Annotated in this window: 9 protein-coding genes; 3 read left to right on the top strand and 6 right to left on the bottom strand. The window is 69.8% G+C overall.

The annotated features are described in order from the left end of the window. Positions 1–165: 165 nt before the first annotated feature. Positions 166–2,454, top strand: a complete 2,289-nt coding sequence (locus tag ACFYMC_RS24425) for a CDP-glycerol glycerophosphotransferase family protein (RefSeq protein WP_388528856.1) — start codon at positions 166–168, stop codon at positions 2,452–2,454. Positions 2,455–2,513: 59 nt separating this feature from the next. Here the strand turns inward: ACFYMC_RS24425 and ACFYMC_RS24430 are convergent, their stop codons facing one another. Together ACFYMC_RS24430 and ACFYMC_RS24435 are read right to left on the bottom strand one after the other, a co-directional pair. Beyond that, positions 2,514–4,004: a glycosyltransferase family 39 protein gene (locus ACFYMC_RS24430; RefSeq protein WP_388528858.1), complete on the bottom strand. Its 1,491-nt coding sequence runs from the start codon at positions 4,002–4,004 to the stop codon at positions 2,514–2,516. 293 nt (positions 4,005–4,297) lie between these two features. After that, positions 4,298–9,307 (bottom strand): NAD-glutamate dehydrogenase, encoded by a 5,010-nt coding sequence (locus ACFYMC_RS24435; RefSeq protein ID WP_388528860.1) that lies wholly within the window; start codon positions 9,305–9,307, stop codon positions 4,298–4,300. 452 nt (positions 9,308–9,759) lie between these two features. Between ACFYMC_RS24435 and ACFYMC_RS24440 the strand changes: the two genes are divergently transcribed. Further along, the gene (locus tag ACFYMC_RS24440) at positions 9,760–10,326 is read left to right on the top strand and encodes a DJ-1/PfpI family protein (RefSeq protein ID WP_388528861.1); all 567 of its coding nucleotides are present in this window, start codon (positions 9,760–9,762) and stop codon (positions 10,324–10,326) included. A 29-nt stretch (positions 10,327–10,355) separates the two neighbouring features. Here the strand turns inward: ACFYMC_RS24440 and ACFYMC_RS24445 are convergent, their stop codons facing one another. The 3 genes from ACFYMC_RS24445 to ACFYMC_RS24455 form a co-directional block, all read right to left on the bottom strand. Continuing rightward, positions 10,356–11,030, bottom strand: a complete 675-nt coding sequence (locus tag ACFYMC_RS24445; RefSeq protein WP_388528863.1) for an HAD family hydrolase — start codon at positions 11,028–11,030, stop codon at positions 10,356–10,358. Between the two features lie 55 nt (positions 11,031–11,085). Then, the gene (locus ACFYMC_RS24450) at positions 11,086–11,592 is read right to left on the bottom strand and encodes a DUF6912 family protein (protein WP_388528865.1); all 507 of its coding nucleotides are present in this window, start codon (positions 11,590–11,592) and stop codon (positions 11,086–11,088) included. A 308-nt stretch (positions 11,593–11,900) separates the two neighbouring features. Further along, on the bottom strand, positions 11,901–12,098 hold the full coding sequence (locus tag ACFYMC_RS24455) for a hypothetical protein (RefSeq protein WP_388528867.1): 198 nt from the start codon (positions 12,096–12,098) through the stop codon (positions 11,901–11,903). Positions 12,099–12,384: 286 nt separating this feature from the next. Between ACFYMC_RS24455 and ACFYMC_RS24460 the strand changes: the two genes are divergently transcribed. Continuing rightward, a complete protein-coding gene (locus tag ACFYMC_RS24460) occupies positions 12,385–12,978 on the top strand; it encodes an XRE family transcriptional regulator (protein ID WP_388528877.1) in 594 nt (197 codons plus the stop codon). 409 nt (positions 12,979–13,387) lie between these two features. Here ACFYMC_RS24460 and ACFYMC_RS24465 read toward each other — a convergent pair. After that, positions 13,388–13,687: recombinase family protein (locus tag ACFYMC_RS24465; RefSeq protein WP_388528869.1), on the bottom strand; the 300-nt coding region annotated here is incomplete at its 5' end.

Raw genomic sequence — 13,687 nt, forward strand, 5'->3', positions numbered from 1 at the left:
CCGAAGGCCGATGCACTGCGATTGACTTCCGTAGCCGGGTTAACCGTGGATCACAGCGCAAGCAGAACGGAGGAGAAAGATCGCTCGGATGCCGCAGCGCCCGTAACCCGGGTAGGTCGGGCACCGTTCCTGGGCAATATGCCCGCGCCGACCCCTGGATGTGCCGTGCCCCGGTTCAGCGTCATCGTGCCCGCGTACAAGGTCCAGGCGTACCTAGCGGAGTGTCTTGACTCGGTGCTCACCCAGACATGCACCGATCTGGAACTGATCGCCGTCGACGACTGCTCCCCGGACGCCTGCGGCGCCTTGTTCGACGAGTATGCGGCGCGTGATCCCCGGGTGCTCGTCTTGCGGCTCCCCCACAACCAGGGTGTCGGGGCGGCACGCAACCTCGGCCTGTCGCGCGCCACCGGCGACTACGTGATCTTCCTGAACGGGGACGACGCCCTGGCTCCCGGCGCCCTACAGTCCATCAGCGACCGACTCAAGGCGACCGGCTCCCCGGACGTGCTGCTCTTCGGCGTGCGGCAGGTGCACTGGGCCGGGGAGCACGCCGAAGAGGGCCCCGGCGGCACGGACCACCCGCCGGTTGGCCGTACGACTTTGGACGTCTTCCAGCTCGCCGACCACCCCAGCCTGCTCGTCCCGGCCCCCGCCGCGACGAACCAGGCCTGGAGCAGGGAGTTCATCGAGGCCGAGGGGCTGCGCTTTCCTCCCGGCTGGTACGCCGACACGGCCTGGACGCACCCGGCACTGATCGCCGCCGAATCGATCGCCGTCCTCGACCGCCGCTGCCTGCTGCGCCGGCAACGGCGCAGGGGAAGCGTAGGCAGCACCCCCAGCAGCCGTCATCTGGACGTGCTCAACCAGTACGAGCGGGTGCTCGATCGGGTCTCCGCCCGCCCCGACGCGGACCGTTGGCGCCCGCTCCTGCACCAACAGTTGACCTCCCGGCTGGTCGAACTGGCCGCCCCCGGCTCCCCACTGCCGGCCGCCGCCCGAGCCGAACTCTTCCGGCAGGCCCGAGCCCACTACGCCCGACACCGGCCTCAGCCGGCCGCCACCGCGGCGGCCGTCTTTGTCCCGGACCGGCTGCGCAGCCTCCTGCTGCGCTGGGGGGCCCGCCGGACGTACCGGACCCTGAGCGTCCTGGGGACCGCGCTGCGGGGACTCAACCGGGGCGCCACGGCTTTCGGACGAGCCGCTGGCACCGCCCTGTTGAGACTCCATTACCGCCTCCAACGCCTCCTGCCGCTGCGCCCCGGCCTTGCGGTCTTCCGGGCGTACGGGGGCGGGGGCTACGCCTGCAACCCGGCCGCGATCGAAGCCAAGGTGCGGGAGCTCGCGCCCCGGGTGCGCACCGCGTGGATCTGTGGCCGCGCGCAGGCCGCCACGGTCCCGCCGGGTACGGCGGTGCTCACCCCCGGCAGCCCCGCGTACTGGACCGCGCTGGCCCGCGCGCGCTACCTGGTCGACAACGGCCCCCTGCCCGAGGGGCTACTCAAACGGCCCGGTCAAGTGGTTCTCCAGACCATGCGCGGCACCCCGCTCAAGCGGGTCGGCCTGGATCTCGTCGACCGCCCGACCGTCGCTCCCGACCCCGAGGTCCTCACCAAACTACTCCAGGACGCCGACCGTTGGGACCACCTCCTGTCCGCCAACCGGCACTCCTCCCTGGTGTGGGAGAAGGCACTGCCCAGCGGCTACACGGCGCTTGCCTACGGCTATCCGCGCAATGACGTCTTCCACCGGGCGGGCTCCGCCGAGGTCGCCGAGATCCGCGAACGACTGGGCGTTCCGCCGGGTGCCGTCGCGGTCCTCTACGCCCCCACCCACCGCGACTATCGCGGCAGCCGACCGGACCTGCTCGACCTGGAGCGGGTCCTGCGCGAACTGGGACCCCGGTTCGTACTGTTGAACCGCACCCACCGCGCCTACGGCGGCACGCCCGCTGGCCTCGACCACCCTCGCTTGGTCGAGGCCAGCGGACACCCCTCGATCGAGGAACTGTGCCTGGCCTCGGACGCACTGGTCACCGACTACTCCTCCTTGATGTTCGACTACGCGGTGCTCGACCGCCCCATGGTGGTCCACGCGGACGACTGGGAGGCCTACGAGGCGACCCGGGGCACCTACTTCGACCTGCGCACGTGCCCGCCTGGCGCCGTCGCCCGCACCGAGGACGAACTCATCGACATCTTCACCACGGGTCACTGGCAGGGTTCGCGGTCCGCTCAGTTGCGCGCAGCCTTCCGCGCACGCTTTTGCCAGTACGACGACGGTCAGGCAGCCGAGCGGGTGGTCCGGCGAGTCTTTCTGGACCAGCGGGAGGACCTGCCGGCGGTGGTCCCCCTGTCGGACCGCCGGCCCGCTCCCGCGACGCACCGCGCCACGACCGCCGCGGTTCCGGCACCCTCCGGCTTTCGGGGCTTCGGGGCCGTCAGCCTCGACTGAACGCCCCGGGCGCCGAGCCCGTACCCTCGGCGCCCCGGTCCCCGGCGGCGCGGACCGGCCTACGTGCCCGGATGGCGCGATCGTACGTACAGCCTGAACCGGGCCGCCGTGCCCGAGGCGAACCCGCGGTCGGGCCGGAAGTCCCGCTCCAGAAGGTCGAGTTTGACGCGGTCCGGCGCGCTGGCGGGGTGCCAGCCCTTCCGGGTCGCCGGGTTGATGACCACCAACCACACCCGGTCGTGACCGGCCAGTCGGTGGCGCAACCGAGCCGGGTCGGCGAGTTCGGTGCCGTACAGGGTTCCCGACCCGGGCCCGGTCACGGCCAGCGCCGCGTCTTCGGTCTGCCGGAACCGCTGCGGGTGGGTCAGGGCGATCCGGCGCGCGTACCCGGGCAGGTACAGCACCGCGTCCCCCCGGCGTATGACCCGCTGGGCGGTGCGGGACAGCGCGGTGAGGTCGTCCGCCCGGGACCCTGCCCCGCGAAGCCGCTCGTGCTCGGCGAACTGCCCCCAGAACCCGCCGGCGATCAGTACGAGGCCGCAGAGGGTGACGAGAGCGGAACCACGAGCCAGCCTGGAGAGCAGCCGGTCGAGCCCGGCGGCGGCCAACAACGGCAGCCCGGCGAGCGAGTAGAGCACGTACCTGTCGTAGTAGTAGGGCTCGACGAGCGATGCGAAGAGCAGCAGGGCCGGCGGGAGCAGCAGCAGCGGCCCCGCGACGCAGGCCAGGGAAAGCGCGGACCGTGGGCTCCGGTACGGCGGCAGGCAGCCCACCAGCGCGAGGGCCAAGGTCACCGCGGCCACTGCGGACGCGGGCCCGGCGAAGGCCAGCACCAACTCTCCCACCGCCGTCCCGTCCGGCGGCTGCAACCAGCCGACCTGACCGCTCTGCCCGTGACAGGCCAGCGCGAGCGGCAGCACCGGGACCAACGCGAGGGTGGACCCCAGAGACCAGCCGCGCCAACGGGTACGACCGGCTCCGCCCAGGAGCAGGGTCACCGCGTGAGCCGCGAGCAACAGCACGGCGAACAGGTGCAGCAGCGTGGTAATCGCGATGGCAGCTCCGTATCCCGCCCAGCGCCGTCGGCCACCGCGTTCGACGGCGTTCAGGAACAACCAGGTGGCCAGCACCGCCGCGCAGGCCACCAGCGCGTAGGAGCGGCCTTCCTGCGCGTAGCGGCTGACGAAGGGGGTCGCCGTGTAGCCCAGCCCCGCCCACAGGCCGACCCGTGGCCGGGCCAGTCGGGCTCCCAGAGCGGTGACGGCGGCTGCCGCCGCGGCGGCGGCGATCACCGACGGAAGGCGCAGGACCAGCTCTCCCGGCCGCGGGTCGGCCGCGAAGACCACGTGTATCAGGGCGTAGTAGAGGCCGTGCACGGCGTCCACGGAAGTGATGAGTTCGCTGATCTGCCGCAAGGTGCGGGTGCCGACCTGGAGGGTGACTCCCTCGTCCCGCCAGATCCCGCCGCGCACCAGCCCCCATCCGCCGACGGCGAGTCCGACGGCGAAGGAGGCTGCGACGGCTACCCGGTCCACGGCTCTCACGCTCACGAGGGGCATCCTGGCTCTCACGCTCACGAGGGGCATCCTCGCCGGGCCGGCGGGCCCAGGGCCGGACGTCCGTGCCCGCGCGTGTCCGGTGCCCGCGCCCTTCGGCGTGAGCGCGGCGCGCGCCCCGGCTGTTGTGGGTCACCCCGCGCGCACCGACCCGTGGGGAACGAGGGCGCCGCCCCCTCGCAGGCATCAACGGCACGGCGCCCGGACCGTGTGGTCCGGGCGCCGTGCCGTGCCGTCTGCGACGGTCGGGGGGACCGGTCGTGGCCGGTCCCCCTCGACCGAACGGTTCAGCTGTGGCTGCGCAGCAGGGTCCGCATGGTGCGCATCGCCACCGAGAGGTTCGCCAGGTCGAAGGCGTCCGATCCGTGGATCTCCTCCAGAGTGGTCCGGGCTCGCGTGATGATGGCCGCGTTCCGTTCCTCCCAGGCCTTGAAGCGCTGCTCCGGGGTGGAAGCACCGTTGCCCACCGAGAGCACGTCCGCGGTCAGGCCCGCGTGCGCGGCGAACAGGTCCTCCCGGATGGAGGCGCGGGCCATGGACTGCCAACGGTCGGACCGCGGCAACTCGATGATCCGGTCCATCAGCTGGGTGATGTCCAGCCGGTCCGCGAGGTCGTAGTACACCTCGGCGACGTCGAGGGCGTCCTTGCCCAGCCGGTCGGCGATCGCGACGATGTCGAGGGTGGGGAAGGCCGAGGAGAAACCGGCGACCTTGCCCGCGAGCTCCTCGGGCACGCCGCTCTCGGTGAGCTCCTCGAAGATCCGCTGGTACCACTCCAGGTCGGCTCCGCGCACCAGCTTGGGCAGTTCCGCCCAGACCTGGGTGACGCGCTCGCGGAAGAACCCGATGGTCTCGGCCAACTGGAGCGGCTGCGGACGGTTGTTCAGCAGCCACCGCGTGCCGCGTTCGACCAGGCGACGCGAGTGCAGCCGGATCCGGGTCTGGACATCCGCCGCGACCTGGTTGTCCAGGCTCTCGACGGCGTCCCACACCTCGGCCAGGCCGAAGATCTCGCGGGCCGACAGCTGCGCCCGGACGATCTCCTCCACCGAGGCACCGCTCTCCTCACGCAGTCGGTGCAGGAAGGTGGAGCCACCGGTGTTGACGGTGTCGTTGACCAGGACCGTGGTGACGATCTCGCGGCGCAGTGCGTGTCCGTCGATCTGCTCGGGGAACTTCTCGCCCAATGCCTGCGGGAAGTAGGCGTGCAGCAGGCGGCGCAGGTACGGGTCGTCGGGCAGCTCGGTGGTGATGAGCTCGTGAGCCGTGGTGATCTTGGTATAGGCGAGCAGCACCGACAGCTCGGGCTGAGACAGGCCCCTGCCGTTGTTCAGCAGTTCGCGGACCTGCCGGTCGTTGGGCAGGAATTCCAGCGCACGGTCGAGCTGCCCGCCCCGCTCCAGGCGGCGCATGAAGCGCTGCTGGGCGTGCAACAGGCTGTCGGACTGGGCGGTGGCGTTGGCCAACGCCGTGTTCTGCGCGTAGTTGTTGCGCAGCACCAGAGCGCCGACCTCGTCCGTCATCTCAGCAAGCAACCTGTTGCGCTGCTTCACCGTCATGTCACCGTCGGTGACGACCGCGTTCAACAGGATCTTGATGTTCACCTCGTGGTCGGAGGTGTCCACGCCCGCGCTGTTGTCGATGGCGTCGGTGTTGACCTTGCCACCTGCGCCGCCGGCCCCCCGGTGCGCGAACTCGATCCGACCCAGCTGCGTCAGCCCCAGGTTGCCGCCTTCACCGACGACCTTGACCCGCAGGTCCTCACCGTTGACGCGGATGGCGTCGTTGGCCTTGTCGCCGACGTCGGCGTGGGACTCGCTGGCGGCCTTGACGTAGGTGCCGATGCCACCGTTCCACAGCAGGTCCACCGGAGCCTTGAGGATGGTCTGCATCAGCTCGGCCGGCGTCATCTTGGTGACGCCCGGTTCGATCCCGAGGGCCTCGCGCACCTGCGCGTTGATCGGGATGGCCTTCGCCGAACGCGGGTGGATGCCGCCGCCCGCGGACAGCAGCGTGCTGTCGTACTCCGCCCACGAGGAACGCGGCAATTCGAACAACCGGCGACGCTCGGCGTAGGAGACGGCCGCGTCCGGGTGCGGGTCGATGAAGATGTGTCGGTGGTCGAAGGCCGCGACCAGCCGGATGTGCTCGGAGAGCAGCATGCCGTTGCCGAACACGTCACCGGACATGTCGCCGACGCCGACGACCGTGAAGTCCTCGGTCTGGGTGTTGTGGCCGAGCTCGCGGAAGTGCCGCTTGACCGACTCCCAGGCACCGCGGGCCGTGATGCCCATGCCCTTGTGGTCGTAGCCGGCCGAACCGCCGGAGGCGAAGGCGTCGCCCAGCCAGAAACCGTAGGCCTCGGCGACCTGGTTGGCGATGTCGGAGAAGGTCGCGGTGCCCTTGTCCGCGGCGACGACCAGGTAGGTGTCCTCCTCGTCGTGGCGCACCACGTCCTTCGGGGGTACGACCTCGCCGCCGACCATGTTGTCGGTGATGTCGAGGAGCGCCGAGATGAAGGTCTTGTAGGCGGCGATGCCCTCGGCCAGCCAGGCGTCGCGATCCACCGCCGGGTCGGGGAGGTTCTTCGCGACGAAGCCGCCCTTGGCGCCGACCGGCACGATGACGGTGTTCTTCACCATCTGTGCCTTGACCAGGCCGAGGATCTCGGTGCGGAAGTCCTCGCGCCGGTCGGACCAGCGCAGACCGCCACGGGCGACCTTGCCGAAGCGCAGGTGGACGCCCTCCACCCGCGGCGAGTACACCCAGATCTCGTAGGCCGGGCGGGGTGCCGGCAGATCGGGGATGGCCTGCGGGTCGAACTTCATCGACACGTACGTATGCGGTTCGCCCGCCTCGTCGTTCTGGAAGAAGTTGGTCCGCAGCGTGGCCTTGATCAGGGTCAGGAAGGAACGCAGGATGCGGTCCTCGTCGAGCGAGGCGACCTGGTCCAGCGCGCCGTCGAGCTCCTCCATCATCGCGTCGATCAGCTCGGTGCCGGCGGCCTGGCGGCCGGGGGACATCCGGGCCTCGAAGAGGGAGACCAGCAGGCGGGTGGTGTGGACGTTGTTGCGGAGGGTGTCCTCCATGTAGTCCTGGCTGAAGGTGGAGCGGGCCTGGCGCAGGTACTTGGCGTAGGCGCGCAGCACCATGGCCTGGCGCCAGGTCAGTCCGGCTCCCAGCACCAGGGTGTTGAAGTTGTCGTTCTCCGCCTCGCCCGTCCAGACCGCCGCGAAGGCGTCCTGGAACCGCTCGCGGGCATCGTCACCTCGGTAGTCGCCGTTGCCGCCGGTGGGCATGCGCAGTCCGAAGTCGTACACCCAGGCGCTGGTGCGGTCCGCGCAGCGCAACTCGTAGGGGCGCTCGTCGACGACCTCCACACCGAGCCGCTGGAGGACCGGCAGGACCGCGGACAGCGAGACCTGCTCACCCGAGCGGTAGATCTTGAAACGGCGCTCGCCGGGTCCGGCGCCGACCGGCTCGTACAGCGAGAGCGCGAAATCGCGGCCGGAGGCCGCCAGGCGTTCCACATGGACCAGGTCGGCGACGGCGGCCCGTGGAGTGTGGTCCGCCTTGTAGCCCTCGGGGAAGGCCGAGCCGTAGCGGCGCAGCAGCTCCGCGGCGCGTTCCTCGCCGAGCTCGGCCGTCAGCGCCTCCTGGAAGCCGTCGGCCCAGGACCGGGCCGCGTCCACCAGCCGGGCCTCGATGCGCTCGACGTCGGTCTCGGTGAGGTCCGGCAGTTCGGTGCCCTGCGGGACACGGACGACGAAGTGGAGGCGGGAGAGGATCGACTCGGTGTTCCAGGCGGTGAAGTCCACGCTGATGCCGCCGAGCTCCTCCTTGAGGATGTCGATCAGGCGCAGCCGGACGCCGGTGGTGTAGCGGTCCCGGGGCAGGTAGACGAGGGCCGAGTAGTAGCGGCCGTACTCGTCCTGGCGCAGGTACAGGCGCAGCCGGCGGCGCTCTTGGAGGTAGAGCACGCTGGTCACGATGGAACGCAGCTGTTCGACGGGGGTCTGGAACAGTTCGTCGCGCGGGTAGGTCTCCAGGATCTGGAGCAGGTCGCGGCCGTCGTGGCTGTGCGGGGAGAAGCCGGCGCCGTCCAGGACCTCGGCGACCTTGCGGCGGATGACCGGGACGCGCCGCACCGACTCGGTGTAGGCGGCGGAGGAGAACAGGCCGAGGAAGCGGCGCTCGCCGATCACGTTGCCCTCGGCGTCGAACTTCTTCACGCCGACGTAGTCGAGGTAGCTGGGGCGGTGCACGGTGGAGCGGCTGTTGGCCTTGGTGAGCACCAGCAGGCGGTGCTCACGGGCCTTGGCCCGGGCGTCGGCGGGCAGCCGGTTGAAGGACGGGGAGACGGGGTGGCCGTCCTCCTTGCCGCTGTGGTGCGGGTCGGAGCGCAAGATCCCCAGGCCGGTGCCCGGAATGGCGCTCAGCGCATCCCCGTCGACCAGGTTGTACTCCCGGTAACCGAGGAAGGTGAAGTGGTCGTCGGCCAACCAACGCAGCAGTTCACGAGCCTCGTCCAGCTCGTGTTCACGCAGGTCGGCAGCGGTGGGCTCGTCAGGGAGCTCGTCGGCGATCCGGTTCGCCGCGGCCCGCATCTTGCCCCAGTCCTCCACGGCCTCGCGGGCGTCGGACAGGACGCGTTCCAGATCGGCGGTGATCTGCTTGAGGTCAGCGCGGTCGGTCTCCCGGTCGATCTCCACATGGATCCACGACTCGACCAGCGCGTCGTGGGGACGCTCGGCCGGCAGGCTCTGGGCGGTGGTGCCGTTCGGCGCGACGTGGCGCTCGGGTGAGGAGTGGCCGCAGTCGGCGCCGAGGATCTCGATCAGCTTGCCGGTGACGTCACGGCGCACCACGACCTGGGGGTGGATCACCACGTGGATGCCCCGGCCCTGGCGGGAGAGCTCGTTGGTGACGGAATCGACCAGGAAGGGCATGTCGTCCGTGACGACCTCCACCACGGAATGGCTGGAGGTCCAGCCGTTCTCCTCGACGGTGGGGGTGTGCACGCGCACGCTCGCCTTGCCCTGGGGGCGGTTCTCGGCCAGCCGGTAGTGCGAGAGCGCCGCACCGAACACGTCCACGGGATCGCGGTCGGTGAGGTCCTCCGGAGCGGTGTGCAGGTAGTAGCGCTGGAGGTAGGAAAGCACGGTGTCCCGATCGGGCCCCTCCCCGCGCTTGTCTCCGGACCCAGTCGGAAGTAGCCCCCCGGCCGGGCTGTTCTCAGCTACCCGGGCCGCCCGTGCGAGCAACTCGGCCTTTGCTTCGTCCAGCTTGGTCTGCATGTCCTCTGGCTCCTGTCGCGCGCCGTTGCGTGACGTAGGTGAAGAAAGATGACGGGGCGCCGCGACCAATACTGCGCGGTCGGGCTCGACGCCGAGTCGTGGCGGGAAACAGCCGGGGCGGATTCGGCCGCAGCGAGCGGGGAGACCCCGGCAGGGAAATCGGCGAAGGCCCGGGCACGGTATCCGTGCGCCGGGCGGGGTCCCTCAGCCATGGCTGAGAGGGGCCGGGGGGCTCCACTGCCCCCGCGGCATATCGCGCTGATCACGGGACAAGGCTATCGCCCTACCCCCACCTCTCGTCATGGGCTGCATGTGTACAAAACACCGGGCCGAACTTTGACACTCTGGACAGCGACGCGCGCCCTCTTGGCAGACTCACCCGGAATGGGCAGGGTGGGCGGGGCCCTGGTGGGTCCGCACCAGGGTCATCGACCAGCCGTCCAGGAGCAGCCATGGCAGCGAGGATCCTGATCGTGACCGGCGACGCCGGGGAGGCCCTTGAGGTCCTCTACCCCTACCAGCGGCTACGCGAAGAGGGCTACGAGGTCCACATCGCCGCCCCGTCCCGCAAGAAGCTGCGGTTCGTCGTCCACGACTTCGAGGACGGCTTCGACACGTACACCGAGAAGCCCGGCTACACCTGGCCCTCCGACCTGGCCTTCTCCGAGGTCGATCCCGACCAGTACGTGGCCCTCGTCATCCCCGGCGGCCGAGCCCCCGAGTACCTGCGCAACGATCCGGACCTGAGAAGGATCATCAGTGCCTTCACCAGTTCGGACCGGCCCGTCGCCCAGATCTGCCACGGCCCGCTGATGACCGCCGCCGCCGGCGTGCTCGACGGGCGCCGAGTGACCGCCTACCCCGCCTTGGAGCTCGACATGCGGGCTGCCGGAGCGCGGTTCGAGGACTCTGAAGCCGTCGTGGACGGCACCTTGGTCTCCGCCCGCGCCTGGCCCGACCACTCGGCGTGGATGAGGGAGTTCATGACCGTCCTGCGCTCCAAGGCGCCGCTGGGCTGACCGCGGCGGTCAGCCGCCTACGGGGCCCCTCACCCGAGAAGCTCTTCGGCGGTGCGCACCGCCTCCTCCAGGGAATCGACGACGGGCACACCGGCCGCCTCAAGGCTGGCCCGGCTGTGTGAGCCCCCGGTGTAGAGCACCGCTTTCGCCCCGGCGCTCGCGGCGGCCACCGCATCGTCCACGGCGTCACCGAGCACCACCGTCCGGGTGGGCAGAACACCCTCCAGCGCCCTCAGGTGTCTCACCAGATGGTCGGACTTACCGGTGTGGGAGGGCCCCAGACGCCCGTCCACCCGGATGAAGTGGGCCTCGATGCCGTGCGTGCGCACCAGCGGGACCAGGTGTTCATGGGGTGCCAGGGACAGCAAGGACTGCGTCATCCCGGCGGCCTGCCAATCGGCCAACAGCTCCCGAGCTCCCGGTGTGAGCCCGACCTGAGCGGCTCGGGCCCAGTAGTGGCGGTGGAAGGCCTCGTCCATCACCTCCCACTCGGCGTCAGTGGGCAGGCGGCCCATCAGCCGCTCGTAGAAGCGCGGCACCGGAACGCAGTACAAGTCCCGGTAGCGGGCGAGCGTGATCGGCTCCAGACCGAGCTCGGCGAAGGAGGCGTTCGTCGCTTCGACGACCGCCTCGATGTCGTGCAGCAGTGTCCCGTTCCAGTCCCACACCAGGTGCGGGGTGCGCTTGTCCAGGTCCTTCCCCATCCCCAGACGGTACCCGTCCGCGCCGGGTACCCCTCGACCGAGGAGGGCTGCCCGGTCAGATGAGGTTGGGGACCTCCTGGACCCCGAACCACAGGAGCTCGTGGTCCTCCGCACCGTCCACCGTGAACTGTGCGTCGTCGTCACCGTGGTCGGCGGCGCCCAACGCGGCGGCGGCGGCATCCACATCGGGCTCGGCGTCATCGGCGTCCACGTGCACCGCGGCGGCCTCGGCCAGGGGCACCGGGCCCAGGACCCGCACCTCGCCGAGCGTCGAGGCGTCCAGGCCCGTGTCGGGGTCGGCCGTCGCCGCCCGGTCGGGAACGTCCACGGCCACCACCACCCGGCGGCGCGGCGCGTCCGGCTCACCGGCCAGCAGGCGCAGGGACGCGGCGGCGGCCCGGCTGAGCGCCGCGTACTCCAGTTCCTCGATGTCGTCGGAGTATGTCAACCACTCTCGCAGTGCGGGCGTGACCGCGTAGGCAGTAAGCGGGGCGGGTCCTAGCTCACCGGACCGGTACGCCTCAGAGAGTCCGGAGAGGGTTAGGGGGACATACACGCGCATTGCTGGGCCGCTTTCGTCGCAGGTGGGCTCTCAGCTCTCAGGGTACGTACAGGCCCCTGTACAGCAGGAAGCCCCGCCCGACAGTGGTACTCGCCGTCGCCGGACGGGGCCGCTTGATGGCCGCTACGGGCGCTTGCCGCACTTCGGGCACTGGCAGAGCGGCCACGCGGAGGACAACATCGGAGTCAGGTCCTCAGCGCTGCGCACGACCCTCTGAGCGCCCCACGTGCGCCCGGAGTCCCGAGACACCCGCAGGGTCAGTAACGGCCATCCATCGTCCACCGGGGCGCTTCCGCCGTCGCGGGGGGTCACCGGTGCCCCTCCGGGTGTCGGCGCAGCAGGACGTTGCAGTCAGAGACCGTCGTCATGTCGCCCCCAGCACGGGCACGGTCCCGTACGGCGGCAAGCTCCGTGCAGCCGGGGCACCCCTCAACCGGCATCGGTTCCGGCTCCAGGCGCAACGGCAGATCAACCGGTGACGTGCTGTATCGCGTGGGTTCGGTCATAGCGGGATCGTGACCCACCCTTGAGGACGCATCTCACCCCGCACTGGGGACAGTTGGGACGTTGGGCGCTAGGGTCAAAGAAAGTCCAAAAGGTCAAAGCGGAGGGGTTGACTTGAACGCTGCTCTTCAGTCCGCCATGGACGACGCGGGCTTGTCCCCCCGCCAGCTTGCGTACCGGGTGGGGGTATCTGCGAAACAGGTGGAACGATGGCTGAGCAACCCTGATCTGACACCACACGCAAGGAATCGGGCGGACGCCTGTCGGGCGCTTGGAGTGGACGAAGAGATGTTGTGGCCAAAGGCTGTACAGGAGCGCGTGAAGACCGGAACCGACCGTGAACTAGTCCATAGCTACCCCTATAGGTCCGCATGCCCGTCAACGGTCTGGACTGAGCTTGTCGAGTCAGCGAGCGCGGAGCTCTTCCTCGCGGGCTACACGAACTACTTCTTCTGGACTCAGGTGCCCCACTTCGCCGACACGATCCGGCGCAAAGCCGAGTCCGGGTGCCGCGTGCGGTTCCTCGTGGGAGATCCGGACGGAGAGGTGACCCTTCAGCGGGAGACGATCGAGGACGTTGCCTTGTCCGTCTCCACACGGATCAGGATCACCCTGGAACACCTTGACCGCCTCGGACCTCTGGAAGGCGTGGAAACGCGCTTCTCGGCCCCTCTGGACGCCATCAACCATGTGGGCCTGTCCGTCTTCCGGTTCGACAGTGACGCCCTGGTGACGCCGCATCTTGCGCGTCTCGTGGGGCACGACTCTCCGCTCCTACACCTGCGCCGCCATGGCAGCGGGGGCATGTTCGACCGGTTCGCGGAGCACAGCGAGGAACTGTGGGACCGGGCAGAGGCTCGGAACCTTGAAACCCGTAAGTGAACGGGACTGCCATTACGTTCCGGTCCCTGACCTCTGCGTTAAGGGGGCACTCCCCACCCCTTAAGTGCATCGTTCTCGCCCCTACCTGAGCGCTTTTCCACAGGCCAGCGACAGATAGGGGCCGAAAACGGCGTCACACCTAGCGCGCGCACGTCGAGCTTGGGCCGGGATCGCCAGCGGGCGTGCGCCGGGAACTTTCGATGTGCTCCGCCCTACAGGGCCAAGAGGGCTGCGCACGGCAATCCGTCCGTGACGGAGTGATGATTTGGTGGCTGATCCTGTTTTCCCTATATGTTTCTTTAGAGATATCTAGATCACACATCAAACCGTCACTTCGTCACCAGCCACCTCGGGACCACACGATGAAGCCGCCCACCCCAGCGGGCAGACGGCCTCTTCATCCGGTCGACTACACGTCGTCGCTCAGCGCCCGGTACAGCGTCGCCCGAGACACCCCCAGCACCTTCGCGACCGCCGTGACACTCTCACCCTTGGCGCGCCGTGCACGGGCCGCAGCGAGCTTGTCAGCGTCCATCACCGCCGGACGGCCACCAGTACGCCCCTGAGCCCTAGCAGCGTCCAGACCCGCCCGAGTCCGGTCCTTGATCAAGCTGCGCTCAAACTCCGCCATGGCGCCCACCACCTGAAGCATCAGCCGCCCGTCCGGCGTGTTCGGGTCAATGCTCGCCAGCGCACCCGTCAGCACCTT

This window comes from Streptomyces sp. NPDC006879 (assembly GCF_042869595.1).
In the GTDB taxonomy this organism is placed as follows: Bacteria; Actinomycetota; Actinomycetes; order Streptomycetales; family Streptomycetaceae; genus Streptomyces.